15 protein-coding genes are annotated in these 16,129 nt (G+C 65.4%); 5 read left to right on the top strand and 10 right to left on the bottom strand.

The window, feature by feature from the left end:
- Positions 1–59 precede the first annotated feature (59 nt).
- Complete coding sequence (locus tag ACT4ML_RS13090; protein ID WP_444721270.1) at positions 60–1,643, top strand: FAD-dependent oxidoreductase; 1,584 nt, start codon at positions 60–62, stop codon at positions 1,641–1,643.
- A 144-nt stretch (positions 1,644–1,787) separates the two neighbouring features.
- On the opposite strand, the gene ACT4ML_RS13085 is transcribed toward ACT4ML_RS13090, so the two are convergent.
- From ACT4ML_RS13085 to grpE, 9 genes are all read right to left on the bottom strand, one after another.
- Positions 1,788–2,021 (bottom strand): hypothetical protein, encoded by a 234-nt coding sequence (locus ACT4ML_RS13085; RefSeq protein WP_444721269.1) that lies wholly within the window; start codon positions 2,019–2,021, stop codon positions 1,788–1,790.
- Positions 2,022–2,139: 118 nt separating this feature from the next.
- Entirely contained in the window at positions 2,140–2,889 is a 750-nt protein-coding gene (locus tag ACT4ML_RS13080) for a hypothetical protein (protein ID WP_444721268.1), read from the bottom strand.
- A gap of 104 nt (positions 2,890–2,993) precedes the next feature.
- A complete protein-coding gene (locus ACT4ML_RS13075) occupies positions 2,994–3,587 on the bottom strand; it encodes a DJ-1/PfpI family protein (protein WP_444721267.1) in 594 nt (197 codons plus the stop codon).
- Between the two features lie 104 nt (positions 3,588–3,691).
- Positions 3,692–4,873, bottom strand: a complete 1,182-nt coding sequence (locus ACT4ML_RS13070; protein ID WP_444721266.1) for a sugar-transfer associated ATP-grasp domain-containing protein — start codon at positions 4,871–4,873, stop codon at positions 3,692–3,694.
- A 93-nt stretch (positions 4,874–4,966) separates the two neighbouring features.
- A complete protein-coding gene (locus tag ACT4ML_RS13065) occupies positions 4,967–6,196 on the bottom strand; it encodes an RNA-guided endonuclease InsQ/TnpB family protein (protein WP_444721265.1) in 1,230 nt (409 codons plus the stop codon).
- A gap of 3 nt (positions 6,197–6,199) precedes the next feature.
- The gene (locus ACT4ML_RS13060; RefSeq protein ID WP_394345814.1) at positions 6,200–6,346 is read right to left on the bottom strand and encodes a DUF2080 family transposase-associated protein; all 147 of its coding nucleotides are present in this window, start codon (positions 6,344–6,346) and stop codon (positions 6,200–6,202) included.
- 223 nt (positions 6,347–6,569) lie between these two features.
- Positions 6,570–7,739: a molecular chaperone DnaJ gene (gene dnaJ / locus ACT4ML_RS13055; RefSeq protein ID WP_444721264.1), complete on the bottom strand. Its 1,170-nt coding sequence runs from the start codon at positions 7,737–7,739 to the stop codon at positions 6,570–6,572.
- Between the two features lie 243 nt (positions 7,740–7,982).
- Complete coding sequence (dnaK, locus tag ACT4ML_RS13050; RefSeq protein WP_444721263.1) at positions 7,983–9,911, bottom strand: molecular chaperone DnaK; 1,929 nt, start codon at positions 9,909–9,911, stop codon at positions 7,983–7,985.
- Between the two features lie 189 nt (positions 9,912–10,100).
- Positions 10,101–11,309: a nucleotide exchange factor GrpE gene (gene grpE, locus ACT4ML_RS13045; RefSeq protein ID WP_444721262.1), complete on the bottom strand. Its 1,209-nt coding sequence runs from the start codon at positions 11,307–11,309 to the stop codon at positions 10,101–10,103.
- A gap of 113 nt (positions 11,310–11,422) precedes the next feature.
- On the opposite strand from grpE, the gene ACT4ML_RS13040 reads away from it, so the two are divergent.
- Positions 11,423–11,725: a hypothetical protein gene (locus ACT4ML_RS13040; protein ID WP_138245057.1), complete on the top strand. Its 303-nt coding sequence runs from the start codon at positions 11,423–11,425 to the stop codon at positions 11,723–11,725.
- A gap of 112 nt (positions 11,726–11,837) precedes the next feature.
- Positions 11,838–13,274: a DEAD/DEAH box helicase family protein gene (locus ACT4ML_RS13035; protein WP_444721261.1), complete on the top strand. Its 1,437-nt coding sequence runs from the start codon at positions 11,838–11,840 to the stop codon at positions 13,272–13,274.
- A gap of 48 nt (positions 13,275–13,322) precedes the next feature.
- Here ACT4ML_RS13035 and ACT4ML_RS13030 read toward each other — a convergent pair whose 3' ends face one another.
- Positions 13,323–13,898: a hypothetical protein gene (locus ACT4ML_RS13030; RefSeq protein WP_444721260.1), complete on the bottom strand. Its 576-nt coding sequence runs from the start codon at positions 13,896–13,898 to the stop codon at positions 13,323–13,325.
- Between the two features lie 121 nt (positions 13,899–14,019).
- On the opposite strand from ACT4ML_RS13030, the gene ACT4ML_RS13025 reads away from it, so the two are divergent.
- Positions 14,020–15,555 (top strand): DUF790 family protein, encoded by a 1,536-nt coding sequence (locus tag ACT4ML_RS13025; protein ID WP_444721259.1) that lies wholly within the window; start codon positions 14,020–14,022, stop codon positions 15,553–15,555.
- A gap of 121 nt (positions 15,556–15,676) precedes the next feature.
- Positions 15,677–16,129, top strand: coding sequence for a response regulator (locus ACT4ML_RS13020; protein ID WP_138245060.1), 453 nt, complete (start codon positions 15,677–15,679; stop codon positions 16,127–16,129).

Raw genomic sequence — 16,129 nt, 5'->3', positions numbered from 1 at the left:
GCGATTTCACCCCCGACCCCTTTTGGGCCGAGTGTGGATAGCTCGACGCGTTGATTCCAATGTCGGACGACAACGCACCCGCACCCGCAGAGTCCCCGGACCCGGAGTCGCTGTGGCTGGCCACGACGCCGACGACCGACTACGATCCCTTCGAGGACGGACTCGAGGTCGACGCGGCGGTCATCGGCGGCGGCATCACCGGGCTGACCGCGGCGATCGAACTCACAGAAGCCGGTCAGTCCGTCGCGGTCCTCGAGTCGGACCGGATCGTCGAGAGCACGACCGGGCACACGACGGCCAAGCTCACCTCCCAGCACGGGCTGGTCTACGACACCCTCGTCTCCGAGTTCGGCGAGGAACGGGCGAGACAGTACGCCGAAGCCAACGAAGCGGCGATCGACGAGGTCGAGCGACGCGTCGAGGAGTCGGACATCGACTGTGACTTCCGGCGCACCGAGGCCTACACCTACGCCGCCTCGCCCGACGACGTTTCGCAGGTCCGCGACGAGGTCGACGCGGCCCAGCGGCTCGGGCTCCCCGCCTCGTACGTCGAGGAGACGCCGCTTCCGTACGAGGTCGACGGTGCGGTCCGCTTCGACGAACAGGCTGCGTTCCACCCGCGGAAGTACCTCCTGTCGATCGCAGATGAGATCCACGGCGAGGGCAGCTACGTCTTCGAGGAGACCCGCGCGCTCGAGATCGAACCCGGCACACCGTGTCGCGTCGAAACGGAGCACGGAGATGTCGTCGCCGACGACGTGGTCGTCGCGACGCACTTCCCCGTCTTCGATCGGGCCGGCTACTTCGCGCGGATGCACCCCCATCGAGCCTATCTGCTCGCCGTCCGCATCGACGGCTCGCCGCCGGCGGGCATGTACTACAACACCGCCTCGCCGCCGGCGACGATACGGCGGTATCCGGTGACCGAGTCGGCGGAAACGGACGAGGCGGGAGAAGCCGAGGAACTCCTGATCGTCGGCGGCCAGAGCCACAAGCCGAGCGTCGACGGAGTGCCGACCTCCGAACGCTACCGGCGCTGCGAGGCGTTCGCCCGCGAGCACTTCGACGTCGAATCGATCGCGTACCGATGGTCGACCATGGACTACTCGCCGGTCGACGACGTGCCCTTTATCGGTCAGATCGACCCGCTCTCCGAGCACGTCTACGTCGGCACCGGGTTCAAAGGCTGGGGCATGACGAACGGCACCGCCGCGGGGATGATCCTCGCCGACCTCATTACCGAGGGCGAGAACCCGTGGGCCGACGTGTTCGATCCCCAGCGGTTCACACCGAAAGCCTCCGCGAAGAGCTTCCTCAAGGAGAACGCAAAGGTCGGCGGGAGCTTCGTCGGCGACCGGATCAAGTCGCTGCTGGCGTCGCTCGAGGCGCGCGGTTCGGACGGCCTCCCCGATCGCGGGGACGCTCGCGTCGTTCGGCGAACGGACCAGCCGTTGGGAGTCTACCGCGACGAGGAGGGGACGACCCACGCCGTGTCGGCGACCTGTCCGCATATGGGCTGTCTCGTCCGGTGGAACGACGCCGAACGGACGTGGGATTGTCCCTGTCACGGCTCGCGGTTCACCCACGATGGCGAGGTGCTGTCGGGGCCCGCCGTCGAGGGACTGCTGTATCGACGGCTTTGATTCCCAGAACGGGTCGTCGTCACCGGTAGTTTTGAATCCTCTCTTTACTCAGGCGGCGGTGCGAAACCGAATCGTCCGATCCGGTAAGTCGGGATGCGTACCGATCGATTCGAGCCTTCGATAGCACGCTCTTCTCCCGGTCGGTTACAGAAAAATGAACCCCAACGCCAATATGACGGCACCGAAGATCGCTATTATCACTCCCCAAGCTTGTATGTACGAAACCCTCCTGCCGTCGGGGTCGACCTCCTGACTCGGGCGCCGATTTTTTGTCGATGCTATTGTCTCACCCACTCTCGTCGTCTCGTATGGCCAGATAGCTCCGACAATTCCCATAATAAGAGCGTAAATTCCAAGAAAAAGCAACGTAATCTCCATGATTCGATACCGATTAAATTCACATATATTCCTTCTGGTCTTCCGTTCGGCGGTGATTGGTTGTCCTGTACTTATCACGGCTTTCAGAAACCGCTCCAATAAAGAAACTGTATACTATCTACTGGAAGGATACTGACTCGAGATCGATGCGGTTCGGTTCCGGAACCGACCCGACTTCCTCGCTCGAGACGGCGTAGGTTTCGCGTTCGCCGTCGCTCTCGTCCTCGTCGCCCGAGAGCACGATCACGCCCTTGGCGAGCAGCGGTGCGATCACGCCGGCCGCGACGGTTCGGGGGTCCGACAGCGGCGCGCGAACGACCACGCGGTCGTCCGCCTCGAGGCCGGTGTCCTCGACGACGCCGCGTGCGGCCTCGAGCACCGCTTCGTGGGTCACGGTCCGCTCGCCGTCGGTCAGGATTGCAGTGTCGGGATCGATCGAAAGCGGCGGGAACGACGGGTTCTCGCTCCAGAGGCCGGCGTCGAAGTGGTGAACGTCGGGCGCGTCGGGCTCGTCCCCGTAGCCGACGCGCTGTGCGCCCCGCGGCAGGTCGTAGTCCGCGAGCGACTCGACCGGTGCGACGAGGGTCCGAAAGTCACCCTCGTCCGCGAGGTCGGTCGGCGGGTCGAAACGCGTCGTCCCCTCGAGCAGCGTCGTCCCGAAACAGGCGAGCAGGGCGAGGGGGCCGTCGCCGACGACGCCGACGGTGACGCCCTCGCGGACGCCCGAGTGGCGCAGGAAGTTGCCGGCCTTCCACGAGGTCGTACAGAGCCAGTGGTAGTCGTACTCCCGGCCCGTCGCGTCGACGAGCCCGATCCGATCGTCCCGCAGCTCCCGGGTGAGCAGGTCGTCGACCGTCCCAGCGTTCATACGCGAGACTGCGTCCCGGGGAAGAAAAAGGACGCCGACTCGCGTCGCCCGTCTCGCTTTCGATCCCCGCTATACGGCGGGATCCGGCCCCTCGTCGCCGGCGTTCAGTCGTCCGCGGCGGCCGGTTCGGCGTGATCGACGTCGGTCCCGAGACACTCGAGGAACTGCGCGAGCCACTCGGGATGGTCCGGCCACGCCTGCCCGGTCACGAGGTTGCCGTCCCGCGTGACGCCGTCTTCCCACTCGCCGCCCGAGATCCGTACGTCCGCCTCGAGGGCCGGATAGCCGGTACAGGTTCGGCCCTCGAGGACGTCCGCGGCCGCGAGGAGCTGGACGCCGTGACACAGCGCCGCGACGGGTTTGTCCTCCGCGAAGAAGTGCCGGGTGATCTCGAGGACCTCGTCGTAGGTCCGGAGGTACTCGGGCGCGCGGCCGCCGGGGACGACCAGCGCGTCGTAGTCCGCGGGGTCGACGGCCTCGAAGTCGTGATTCAGCTCGAAGTTGTGCCCCGGCTTCTCGGTGTAGGTCTGGTCGCCCTCGAAGTCGTGAATCGCGGTCGGACAGGTGTCGCCGGCCTCCTTTTCGGGACAGACGGCGTGGACCTCGTGGCCGACCATCTGGAGCGCCTGAAACGGGACCATTATCTCGTAGTCCTCGACGTAATCGCCGGCGAGGAGCAGGATCTGTTGTGCTGGCATGGGTATTCCCGTTCGTCCATTCGGATGCAGCGAGCATAACCATGTTGGATGGTATCATGACTGACAGGGGAGAAGCGACGAGTGCTCGCGCGGCGTCGGTTGACTCAGATGACGCCGTGTTCGCGGTAGAATCGCCGCGTCCGATCGTCGGCCAGCAGCGGCCGGTGGACCTGTAGCGAGGCGACGCCAGGATAGCTGTTGGCCTCGATGATCCGGAACTCGCCCCCGTCGGTGACGACCAGATCCCAGCCGACGTAGGGGACGTGTGAGAGCGCCTCCGCGATCTCGAGCAGGCGCTCGCGGATCTCGTCCCAGCCCGGAACCGTCGTCCCTTCGATACGAGCGCCGGTTCCGGGGTGGGTCTCGTACCAGTCGACGACGCCGTCGTGGGGATATTCGGCCCCCGCACCGAGACGGCCCGTCTCGCGGTCGATATGAGCGCTCAGTCCGCCGTTCGAGAAGTTGTCCACGGGGACCGAATCCGCGGTCCCGATCCGGTGGATCGCGATCGGGACGAACGCCTCCCCCGCCCGCTCGTCGTACATCGTCAGGACCCGAAGCGTGTTCGCCGTCTCGGGGAACAACTCGGCCGCGTAGTCGGCCTGTTCGACGAACTCGCAGACGAGGTAGTGCTCGAGGTCCGCGAGTCGCTCGGCGAGGGCGGCCTCGCCCGTCGGCTCGCCGTCGAAGCGGTACTCGCCGTCCGCCCGCTCGAGGAAGTGAACGTTGTTCCCGCCGCCGCCGCTGAACCACTTCAGGACGAGGCGTTCTCCCTCCGAGAGGTGGTCGTCGAGCCACTGGAGTGGGTCCGGCGTCGGACCCGCGGTCGCCGACTCGTCCGGGTGCTCGAGTTCGATGCCGCCGTCGGAGGGGGCCTCCGACGAGGATCGCGAACCGAAGGTTCGCTCACCGCCGTCGGTCACGGTCACCCGCTCGGAGGCCGGGTCGAACGTGTGAAACCGTCCGTCGGCAAGCAGTCCGTACACCGCTGGACGGTGGTCCGGGAACTCCCCGAGGACGCGGTGAAAGGCGAGCTTGTTGTCGATCAGCGCGTTCCAGTGGCCGTTGATCCGCTTCGTTCCGACGAACCGCTGGTAGTCGGTGAGATACGCGGCCGGATCGTGTGACTCGAAATCGTAGATGACGCCGGACTTGCTCAGAAAGCCGCGTCGGTAGAGCCGGAGCCGGCGACGGGGCGAGAGGTCGAACGACGAGCCGGTCCGCCGTTCCGCGCGGAGTAGCTTGCGTCCCTGATCCGCCGTCCGATAGAGTCGAGCGATGTCCATCGACGACGACTTCGGGGGCGTAGCCCATACTTATCGGCGAGGTAACGATCCGCCCGCCAGCGAGAACTGTTTCGCTCGGTGAAATACCCTACCCTACTCGCTCACGGCTTTCGCCGTTCGCTCCTTGAGGGTGGGGCTTCCTGTTTCCATGACGCGCTTTGCAGATACGGACGTATCCACAGGGAGCGCAGTCTCCACAGGCGTTGATTCGGAGTGAACCACTCCTACATCTTCAAGACCGCGAGAAAGAATATTCCACGCTGCGTTCGCGTCCCTGTCCGCCTCGAACCCGCACGACGGACACGAGTGTTCGCGCACCCACAGCGGCTTGTCTGTCTTGACACCACAGGCCGCGCATTCCTTCGTCGTATCTTTCGCGTCAACCGCGACGAAGTGTCTCCCTTCGCGCTTGCACTTGTATTGGAGCATTCGGAGGAACGTTCCCCACGCCGCTCCCGCCCGGTTACGAGAGTTACCCGGTAGTTCAACCAGCCCCTTCGCGTCCAAGTCCTCCACGGCCACAAGGTCGTATTCTCTCACGTAGTAGTTCGAGAGTTTGTGAAGGAAGTCTCGTCGCTTTCGCTTGATGTCGGTATGTCGTTTAGCCACGACCTGCCGTTGTTTCTCCCAATTCTTCGAGCCGTGTTCCTTCCGCGAGAGGTCGCGTTGAGCGCGTTCGAGCCGTTCACGCTCGTCGCTGAAGTCAGGACTTTCGATGGCGTACCCATCGGTGTCGTGGGCGTACTTGAGAATCCCCACGTCGATACCAACGACCTTCTCGGGCGTCTCTGGTTTTTCAGGCGTGGCTTCCTCCACGTCGATGCCGAACGTGGCGTACCACTCGCCCGTGGGTTCTCGTTTGATCGTGACCTGTTTGATGGTCGCGTTCTCAGGGATGTCTCGGTGGAGGTGAATCGGTATCTCACCGATTTTGCTCAACCACAAGACAGGCCGACCACTCGTATTCTTGAGTTCGAAGCCGGACTGGTTGTAGGTGAGCGACCGATACTCCCGGGGAGGTTTCCACTTGAGCATCCCCACGGCGCGTCCGTTCTCCTTCTGAGCTTTGAGCGTGGAGAGGTTGTCGTAGACGCGCTTGACGACCATCTGTAACACTTTCGAGTGAACATCGGTCAGGTCGTCCCACCACGTTTTGAGGTCGGGGAGTTGTCCCTGCACCTCATAGCGTGCAGGGATGTCGTCTGTGTCGTTGAGCAGGTAGAGGATGTGATTGTACAGTTGCCTACAAGTATCGACGTGGTGCAGAAGCGTCTCGGTGAGGGGTTCTGGCGGGTTGAGCCGATACTTGTAGTTGTAGTGCATAGGCTATTCGTCTAAGTCGGGTTCGGAGACGCGGACGACTTTGACGTCGGCTCCACGCCAGCGTTTGGGAACGATGACGTGGGCGCTATTCCCCGACGGTTTTGCGGTTCCATCGAGGACTTCTTCGCCTTCGATTTCAAACCTATCCATCACCTGTGTATAGACTATGGATAGACATAAAGGCAGCGGTGGGCCTGTGGGCCGAGCGGTGAACGTGTTTGAGAACCGTGCGGCGTTGACGAGACGCAGAGCGTCTCGTCCGCGCACAAGAGCTCCGCTCTTGTGAACGCTGTATCCACTCCCTACTGCGCTACTCGGTCGCTTCGCTCCCTGCGTTGCTCCTTGAGAAAGGGGACTTAGCGCCTAATTCCAGTTAAAACGCCCGCTTGATCTTCTCGAAGAAGCCTTCCTTCACTTCGATTTCGTCACCGCCGGCTTCGGCGAACTCCTCGAGCGCGTCGCGCTGTTCCTCGTTCAGGCTCTCGGGGGTGACGACCTGGACCTGCACGTAGAGATCGCCCTGTCCGCGCCCGCGCAGCCGCGGCATGCCCTTGCCCTCGAGGCGGAACGTCTCGCCGCTCTGGGTCCCGTCGGGGATTTCGAACTCGGCCGCCCCCTCGAGCGTCGGGACTTCGACGGTGTCGCCGAAGGTGGCCTGCGGGAACGAGATCGGCAGCCGGTACTGGAGGTCGTCGCCGTCGCGTTCGAACTCCTCGTGCTCGCGAATCGAGACGTCGATCAGCAGGTCGCCGTGGCGACCGCCCTCGGGGCTGGGCGCGCCTTCGCCTTCCATGCGGAGCGTTTGCCCCTCCTGAATGCCGGCCGGGACTTCGACGGTCAGCGACGCCTCGTTCCGGACGTAGCCCTCGCCGCGACACTCGCCGCAGGTTTCCGAGTACAGCGTTCCCTCGCCCTCACAGCGGGGACAGGCCGTCGTCTGCTGGACCCGACCGAGCGGCGTCTGCTGGACCTGGGTCACCTGCCCGCGACCCTGACACTGCGGGCAGGTTTCGGCGTCGGCTTCCGGCGGGTGTCCCTCGCCTTCGCAGACATCGCACTCCTCGGGTCGCTCGACGGTGAACTGCTTTTCGGCGCCCTCGTAGGCCTCCTCCAAGTCGATCTCGAGTTCGGTTCGGAGATCTCGCCCTTTGCGGGGTCGACGGCGACCGCGACCGCCGCCACCACCGCCGCCGAAGACCTGCTCGAAGAGGTCGCCGAGACCGCCGCCACCCATGCCACCGCCGCCCATTCCGCCGAACGGACCGCCGCCCATCCCGCCGGCACCGCCGGCGTCGCTGGCGTCGAAGCCGTGTTTCTCGGCCTGCTCGTAGCGGTCGTGACCCATCTGGTCGTAGGCCTCGCGTTTCTCCTCGTCGGTCAGCACCTGCTTCGCTTTCTGGATCTTCTTGAACTTCTCCTCGGCGTCGGGGTCGTCGCTCACGTCCGGATGGTACTCGGTGGCCTTCGACCGATACGCCTGTTTTATCTCCTCGGTAGACGCGTCGGGGCTCACGCCGAGAACGTCATAGAAGTCCTCGCTCATTCGTTGTGCCACCGATACTCGGTTGAGACACTTGAAACGACCGTTCCGAACTTTTTCCGCCTCGGGTTCGCCACGGGCGAACCGCTCGGCGCAAAAACTTCGATGAAAAAGACCGCCTCCGCGGACTCCGTCCGCTTCGGCGGGGAACCGCTCGCTGCGCTCGCGGATGCTCACCGCGGTACTACACTCCGCGGAATTCAACGTCGGGCGTCGAAATCGGGCCGAGTGGCGAGCTAGCGGACGTTACTCCTCGTCTTCGTCTTCCTCGAAGTCGACGTCCTCGAAGTCGGCGTCGACGAATTCCTCGCCCTCATCGTCGGCAGCGCCGGCGTCGGGGCCGGGGTTCGGGCCGCCGCCCATGCCGCCCATACCGGCACCGCCAGCGCCCGCTGCACCGCCAGCGGCACCGCCGGCAGCGCCCGCACCGGCTTCCTGCTGGTAGACCTGCTTGCCGATCTCTTGGAGTTCCTCGCTCAGAGACTCGGTCGCGGACTCGATGGCCTCGGCGTCGGCCTCGTCGTCGTCGATCGTCGCCTCGAGGTCCTCGATTGCGCCCTCGATGTCGGCGCGTAGGTCGTCGTCGACCTGTTCGTCGTTTTCCTCGAGCAGCGTCTCGGCGCGCTGGATCGTGGCCTCGGCGGTGTTGCGGGCCTCGATGCGCTGGCGCTTTTGCTGATCCTCTTCGGCGTGTTTCTCGGCCTCGCGCTGCATCTCCTCGATCTGGGAGTCCGAGAGGCCGGCACCGCCCTCGATGGTGATCTCTTCGGTGGTGCCGCTGCCCTTGTCCTCCGCGGAGACGTTGACGATACCGTTCTCGTCGATCGAGAACGTGACTTCAATCTGCGGGGTTCCGGCGGGGGCCGGCGGGATGCCGGTCAGGTGGAACTCGCCGAGCATTTCGTTTTCTTCGGCGAGTTCGCGCTCGCCCTGGAAGACCCGGACCTGCACCGTGGTCTGGTTGTCCGCCGCGGTGGTGAAGATCTTCGACTCCTCGGTCGGAATCGTCGTATTCTTCTCGATGAGTCGCTCGAAGAGGCCGCCCTTGACCTCGATACCCAGCGAGAGCGGCGTCACGTCGAGCAGGACGATGTCGTCGACCTCGCCGCCGAGGACGCCGCCCTGAATCGCCGCGCCCAGCGCGACGGCCTCGTCGGGGTTGACGTTCTTCTGGGGCTCCTTGCCGGTCAGCTCTTCGACCTTCTCGGCGACCTGTGGCATCCGGGTCGAGCCACCGACGAGGAGGACTTCGTCGATGTCATCCTCGCTATAGCCGGCGTCTTCGAGGGCCTGCTCGGTCGGTTCGACGGTCCGGTCGATCAGGTCCTGCGTGAGCGACTCGAACTTGGCGCGCGTCATCGACTCTTCGAGGTGGATCGGGCCGTCGTCGGTCGCGGTGATGAACGGGAGGTTGATCTCGGTCTCCTTGCGCGAGGAGAGTTCGATCTTGGCCTCCTCGGCGGCGTCCTTGAGCCGCTGGAGAGCCTGTCGGTCGTCGCGGAGATCGATTCCGTGTTCGTCCTCGAACTCGTCTGCGAGCCAGTCGATGATGGCCTCGTCCCAGTCGTCGCCCCCGAGATCGTTGTCGCCGTTGGTCGCGACGACCTCGTAGACGCCGCCGCCGAGATCGAGAATAGAAACGTCGAAGGTGCCGCCACCGAGGTCGTAAACGAGCACGGTCTGGTCCTGGTCGTCCTCGAGGCCGTAGGCCATCGAGGCGGCCGTCGGCTCGTTGATGATGCGCTCGACCTCGAAGCCGGCGATCTCGCCGGCGTCTTTGGTCGCCTGGCGCTGTCGGTCGGAGAAGTATGCGGGGACCGTGATGACGGCCTTCTCGACCTCGTCGCCGAGGTAGTCCTCGGCGTCGCGTTTGATCTTCTGGAGGATCATCGCCGAGATCTCTTCGGGCGTGTACTCCTCGCCCTCGATCTCGACGGTGTAGTCCTCTTCGCCGATGTGGCGCTTGATCGAGGCGATCGTCTTTTCGGGGTTCTGGATCGCCTGGTTCTTCGCCGGTTTCCCGACGAGTCGCTCGTCGTCGGTAAAGGCGACGACGGAGGGCGTCGTCCGTTCGCCTTCGGCGTTGACGATGATCTCCGGATCGCCGCCTTCCATCACCGCGAACGCGCTGTTCGTCGTCCCGAGGTCGATTCCGAGAATCTTGTTGCTCGCCATTGTGGAGGGGTATTGTGCGCACTTTGTTTTAAAGGTTACTAGCCGGACAGCACGGCCGAATAAAATCCGGAAACGGCGCGTTACAGCCGCTCTCGCGGCAGTTGGATCGCAGTAAAAACGCGGTAAAATCCGGGGTGATTCGGTCGGTCAGGCGCTCGGCGTCGTGGTCGCGGGTGGTCTCCGCTCGCGTTACTCGTCCTCGGCCGCGGGAGCGTCCTCGTCGTCGGCGGCGACTTCGCCGCCGAGTTCGATCGCCTCGCCGTCGTCATCTGCCCCCTCGGCAGCAGCTGACGACTCGTCTCCCTCGGTCGGATCGTCGTCTGCCTCGTCGTCGACCGCTGTGTCCTCGCTGCCGTCGGATTCGGCCGTCTCGTCTGCCGCCTCACCGTCGGCATCATCGGCTCGTTCGTCGGCCTGTTCGTCGGCTTCTGCGTCCGCATCGTCACCATCCGCATCGGCGAGTTCGCCGTTGGAAACCGTCACCTGCGCGTTCTGGATGACCTTGTCGCCCATCTCGTAGCCGGGCGTGTAGACGTCGGCGACGGTCCCCTCGGGCTGATCGCTGTCGACCTGCATCATGACCTCGTGGCGCTGCGGGTCGGTCTCGGCCCCGGGGTCGGGATCGATCTCGGAGACGTTCTCGTCCTCGAGGATGCGGTCGAACTCCCGGAGCGTCATCTCGACGCCGTCCTGAAGGCTCTCGGCGTCGCCGCTTTCCTCCTCGAGTGCGCGTTTGAGGTTGTCGCGGACGCCGATGAGTCGTTCGACGAGGTCCTCGGTGGCGCGGTCTTTGATCTGTTGCTGGCGCTTCTTGGCGCGTTTCTTGTAGTTCTGGAAGTCGGCCTGTTTGCGTTTGAGTCGACTCTTGAGGTCCTCGACTTCCTCCTCGTACTCCGCCAGCTGCTCGTCGCGCTCGTCGATCGCCTGTTCGTACTCGTCGAGTTCGTCCTGGAGTTCGCCGATGGTCTCGGCCTGGGACTCGATGCGTTCCGTGAGGTCCTCGAGTTCCTCGCGCTGGTGGGTGACGGTGCCGTTGAGATCGCGGGCCTCCTCGACGATCGAGTTGACCTTGCGGGCGAGTTCGTCGTCGTACTCGGTGACCCGGTCGAGGACCCGCTGGACGTCCTCGCTCGTTTCCGGCGCGTCCCCGGACGCGTCGTCCGCATCCGCGGCCGGCTCGGTTTCCGCCGGCACGTCGGCGTCCCCGTCGGTCGCGTCGCGACTCGAGTCGGCGTCCGCGCTCGCGGACTCCGATGTCGCGTCGCCCGAGTCGGGAGTCGGTTCCGATTCCCCGTCCGTCGACGCCCCGGGATCCGCGTCGGCCGTCTCGCCGTCGTCGGATTCCTCCTCGGACGGGACACCCTGGGCGGACGTGTTCGTGCCCTCGTCTTCGCTCATGTGCCAGTCAACGAACAGCGGTAATAAAAGGGTTGAGGTAGCCGGATCGGCGCGTGCGAGTCCCTTACAGTTCGTGGAGAACCGTTATGGCGCTGCTGGGAACGGGTTTCCGTATGGACTGTCTCTTCTGTGGGTCGCAGGTGCGGTTCGACCAGCACAAGATGGCCCATCGGATCTTCGAGGTCTCGGACACCGAAAACAAGTGGTGGCTCTGTCGGGACTGCGCCGAGATACGCGATCGCGGCGACAAGACCAAGGGGCTCTCCGGCGCGGGCGGAACGTGCATCGACTGTGAGGAGGAGGCGGCCTACGCCATCACGCTGCTGAAGAAAACGCCCCGCGGAGACGTCGAATCCGACGGCACCGTCTTTCACGTGCTCTGTGAAACGCACTTCGACGAACGGAAGGGCGAGTGACGAGGCGAGAGGGCCCCGGCTCCGCGTCGGGCAGCGCACCACGCGAGGACCGACGGCGGTGAACGAACGGGACACCCGACAGTATTTGTACGTCCTGCCCCGACTGTGGCCCGTGACGCGGGCATCGAGCGACGACGCGACGCCGATCGAACTCCGATACGAGGACGGCACGATCCGGATCGACGGCCTCGAGGGAGCGTCGGGCTCGCCGTCGTCGCTCCGCGCGTCGGTTCCCGATCTCGAGGCGGATCCGCGGACCGACGGCTGGCGCGTTCCGGCCGGCAGCTACGCCGCCCTGCGGGCGGCACTGACCGACGCCGACGCCGCGATCGACGACCGGGTCCTCGATCTCGAGTCCGTCTCCGATCTCCACTCGGCGTACGAACTCCGCGACTATCAGGAAACGGCCCTCGAGGCGTGGCTCGAGACCGACCGCTGGGCCGATGCGCCGTCCCTCGATTCGGTCCCGCGAGCGCCCGCCGGCGTCCTCGAACTGCCGACCGGCAGCGGCAAGACCGTCATCGCGCTGGCGGCGATCGAGCGGCTCTCGGTGCCGACGCTCGTCGTCGTGCCGACGATCGACCTGCTCGAGCAGTGGGTCGGGGAACTCGAGCGCGAGTTCGGACCCCCGATCGGGCGCTTCGGCGGCGGCGAACAGCGCCTCGAGCCGCTCACGGTCTCGACGTACGACTCGGCGTACCTGAAGGCCGACTCGGTGGGCGACCGGTTCGGTCTCGTCGTCTTCGACGAGGTCCACCACCTCGGCGGCGAGGGCTATCGCGAAATCCCGCGGCTGCTCGCCGCGCCCGCCCGGGTGGGACTGACCGCGACCTTCGAGCGCCCCGACGGCGCACACGAGGTCATCGAGGAGATCGTCGGGCCGCTGGTCCACCGCGTCGACGTGGACGAACTCGCCGGCGACCACCTCGCGAACTACGACGTCAAGCGGCTCGAGGTCTCGCTGACTCCCGACGAGCGCGAGGAGTACGAGCGGGAACAGGGCGTTTTCACGGACTACCTCGCGAAATCGAACATCGAGATGCGCAGCGGCTCGGACTATCGGGAACTCGTCAAGCGGTCCGGTTCCGACCCCGAAGCCCGCGAGGCGCTGCTCGCGCGCCAACGCGCACGGGAGATCATGCTCGGCAGCGAGAACAAGCTCGCGACGCTCGCGGACGTCCTCGACGATCACCGCGGCGAGCGGACTATCGTCTTCACGGCCCACAACGACCTCGCGTACGATGTCAGCGAGCGGTTCCTACTGCCGACGATCACCCACCAGACCGGGGCCGCGGAGCGACGGGAGATCCTCGAGCGCTTCCGCGAGGGCACCTACACCCGGATCGCGACCTCGAACGTGCTCGACGAGGGGGTCGACGTCCCCGACGCGAACGTCGCGGTCGTGCTCTCGGGCAGCGGCAGCGAACGCGAGTTCACGCAGCGGTTGGGACGGATTCTGCGGCCGACGGCCGACGGCAGTCGCGCGCTGCTCTACGAAGTGGTGAGCGAGGACACCGGGGAGGAACGCGTCGCCCGTCGGAGACGATAGTCGTTCACGAGCGAGAGAGACCGATGAGACCGACGAACCACAGTCTCGTCACTCGTAGCCGTCTACGTTCCACTCGCCGCCGAGTTCGGAGCGTTCGAACGTCTGGAAGGAGCCGCGCTGGAAAATCGTCACCCGACCGGTCTCCTCGCTGAGCGTGACCGTCGAGATCACGTTCGGCCGTCGCGAGGTGTCCAGCGCGCTCATGTGGCGCGATCCCATCCAGTCCTCGTACTCGCTGTTAGTCTCCTCGGCGGCCTCGAGTTCGCCGGGAACGATGTCCCGAAACCGGACCATCTGATTTTGCACGACGCCGTCGACGCTGACGACGAGCGCCCCGTCTCGGGTCATCGCCACCTCCCGCGCCGCCTCGAAGAAGGTATCGAGGTCCAGACAAACGTCGCGACAGCGGTCCGTCGGCCACGTGTTGTTCCCCATCTGGTCCGCGAAGTCCGCGACCGAAGGACCGGTGACGACGGCGATGTACATGCCGGGCCCCTTGACGTACTGCTCGTCCCACCGGTCGAAGTCGAGGCTGATCCCCTCGAGGGAGTGGACGAGACAGTCGATCAGCTCCCGGACGCCGTCGTGGGTCTCGTACTCGATCCGGAGCGCCGAATCGTCCATACGACCGGTTTGGGACGGGCCCGCCGTAATGTCGCTGCCTGAACGGTCGCGAGAGGGGGAAGACGGCTCGAGCGGGTGCCGTCCGGGCCACTTTTGGCGACGCCGCGCCGACACGAGATAGATGCTGACGAAGGACCTGCTGCGCGTCTCGCGGGCCGGCGGTGGCTACCGCCCGCAGTTCGCCGACCGGAGCCATCGGCCACTGGCCGCCCGCGTCATCGGCACGTATCAGGGCCACGTCGGACAGCCCCGTGCCGATCTCGAGAGCGCACTGACGGACCTCGAGCGCGATGCCGACGATTTCAAACTCGTCCGCGGATTTTCGGCGCTGCTCGAGCGCGAAGCGACCTTCGAGACGGATGCGGAAATCGACCCCGAGCGCGCCCGCAAAGCCGCGTTCGAAGCCGCGGAAGCGGTCGGCGTCGTCACCGAAGACGAGCGCGCGATGGCGCTCATCCGGGCCAGCGAGTCCCTCGACGTGTCTGCGGACGCCCTCGAGACCGCGCTCTACGCCGACCTCGAGACGCGACAGGTCCTCACCGCGGTCGACGCGCGTTGGGACCCGGACGAACTGCTCGATCGGTACAACCTCTCGCTCTGTCAGACCGCGCTGTTCGACGCGACCGAGGTGCGCGTCCGCTCGAGCGAGCCGAAAGCGCTGATCTCGGCGATCAAGCGACTGCGACTGATGTACGAGATCCGGCGGCTCGAGGGCGAGTCGACGGACGGCAGCGAGGGCCTGTCCGATCGCGAAGTCGTCGTCACGGGCCCGACCCGCCTCTTCCGCGCGACGCGGCGCTACGGCACCCGATTCGCGCGGCTCCTCCGAACCGTCGCGAAGAGCGAGGCGTGGTCGCTCGAGGCGACGATCGACGACCGGGGCACCGAACGGACGCTCGCGCTCAGCCACGAGGACCCGATTCGAGTGCCCGACGCGGAGCCCATCGCGGACGTGACCTTCGACAGCGGCGTCGAGGCCGACTTCGCCGCCCGCTTTTCGAATCTGGACCTCGACTGGGAACTCGTCCGGGAACCCGAGCCGCTCGCGACGGGGACCCGGGTGATGATCCCGGACTTCGCGTTCGAGTACGAGTACGGCGACTTCCGCCTCTACTTCGAGATCATGGGCTTTTGGACGCCCGAGTACGTCGCGAAGAAGCTCTCGCAACTCTCGGCCCTCGAGGACGTGGACATGCTGGTCGCGGTCGACGAATCGCTGGGCGTCGGCGAGGAGATCGCCGCCCGCGACCACCGGGCGATCCCGTACTCGGGGACGGTGCGGGTCAAAGACGTCGCCGACGTCCTCCGGGAGTACGAACGCCAGTTGGTCGCCGAGAGCGCGGCCGGACTGCCCGACGAACTGCAGCCCGAGGAAGACGCGATCACACTCGAGACGCTGGCCGAACGCCGCGGCGTGAGCACGGACGCGCTCGCGGACGTCGACTTCCCCGAGCACGACCGCGTCGGGCGGACGCTGATTCGGCCCGCCGTCCTCGAGTCGCTCGCGGACGCGATCGAGTCGGACATGGCCCTTTCGGACGCCGAAGCGGAACTCGAGGCCCGCGGCATCTCGGACTCGAGCGCGGTCCTCTCGCGGCTCGGTTACCGGGTCGAGTGGGACGGGCTGGCCGGCGGAACGATCGTCGAACGGAAGTGAGCGGTAGGTATCACCGATAGAGAAGACGATAGCCGAGCGACGGCGACTGGTCCGGCGGCGAAATCGACACCCAACGTACTTTGTAATCAGCCTTAACCGGATAAGGTCCTAGTTGTATATAGTGTCCCAGGCTCCCTCCAGCGACCCCGTCTCTATTTTGCTCGTCGAGGACAATCCCGGCGACGTCCGGCTCATAGAGGAGGCGTTCAAATCGGCGGGGTTCGCAACGACGTTTCATACCGTTACCGACGGCAGCGCCGCGATCGAGTTCCTGCAAGACCGCGCCGCGGTCGAGGCCGGCCCCGATCTAGATCTGATGTTGCTGGATCTGAACCTCCCGCGAACGGACGGGTTCGAAGTGCTCGAGACGATCAAGGACGATCCCGCGCTTTCCTCGCTGCCGGTGCTCGTCCTCACGAGTTCGGAGGCGACCGAAGACATCGTCAAGAGTTACGAACTGTGTGCGAACGCCTACCTCACCAAGCCGACCGATCCCGACGAGTTCGCCGACATCGGCCGCGCGGTCGAATCGTTCTGGATCGACGAGGCGACGCTGCCGCCGGTTCCCTCGTAA

Source organism: Natrinema sp. LN54 (assembly GCF_052439245.1).
Lineage (GTDB): Archaea > Halobacteriota > Halobacteria > Halobacteriales > Natrialbaceae > Natrinema > Natrinema versiforme_A.
Note: the sequence above shows the minus strand (reverse complement) of the source record. Positions and strands in the feature narration are given on the sequence as shown.

What these genes read in the sequence shown, in the direction of transcription:
- ACT4ML_RS13090 (WP_444721270.1), top strand. Translation starts at nt 60, where the DNA reads ATGTCGGACGACAACGCACCCGCACCCGCAGAGTCCCCGGACCCGGAG.
- ACT4ML_RS13085 (WP_444721269.1), bottom strand. Translation starts at nt 2,021, where the DNA reads ATGGAGATTACGTTGCTTTTTCTTGGAATTTACGCTCTTATTATGGGA.
- ACT4ML_RS13080 (WP_444721268.1), bottom strand. Translation starts at nt 2,889, where the DNA reads ATGAACGCTGGGACGGTCGACGACCTGCTCACCCGGGAGCTGCGGGAC.
- ACT4ML_RS13075 (WP_444721267.1), bottom strand. Translation starts at nt 3,587, where the DNA reads ATGCCAGCACAACAGATCCTGCTCCTCGCCGGCGATTACGTCGAGGAC.
- ACT4ML_RS13070 (WP_444721266.1), bottom strand. Translation starts at nt 4,873, where the DNA reads ATGGACATCGCTCGACTCTATCGGACGGCGGATCAGGGACGCAAGCTA.
- ACT4ML_RS13065 (WP_444721265.1), bottom strand. Translation starts at nt 6,196, where the DNA reads ATGCACTACAACTACAAGTATCGGCTCAACCCGCCAGAACCCCTCACC.
- ACT4ML_RS13060 (WP_394345814.1), bottom strand. Translation starts at nt 6,346, where the DNA reads ATGGATAGGTTTGAAATCGAAGGCGAAGAAGTCCTCGATGGAACCGCA.
- dnaJ (WP_444721264.1), bottom strand. Translation starts at nt 7,739, where the DNA reads ATGAGCGAGGACTTCTATGACGTTCTCGGCGTGAGCCCCGACGCGTCT.
- dnaK (WP_444721263.1), bottom strand. Translation starts at nt 9,911, where the DNA reads ATGGCGAGCAACAAGATTCTCGGAATCGACCTCGGGACGACGAACAGC.
- grpE (WP_444721262.1), bottom strand. Translation starts at nt 11,309, where the DNA reads ATGAGCGAAGACGAGGGCACGAACACGTCCGCCCAGGGTGTCCCGTCC.
- ACT4ML_RS13040 (WP_138245057.1), top strand. Translation starts at nt 11,423, where the DNA reads ATGGACTGTCTCTTCTGTGGGTCGCAGGTGCGGTTCGACCAGCACAAG.
- ACT4ML_RS13030 (WP_444721260.1), bottom strand. Translation starts at nt 13,898, where the DNA reads ATGGACGATTCGGCGCTCCGGATCGAGTACGAGACCCACGACGGCGTC.
- ACT4ML_RS13025 (WP_444721259.1), top strand. Translation starts at nt 14,020, where the DNA reads ATGCTGACGAAGGACCTGCTGCGCGTCTCGCGGGCCGGCGGTGGCTAC.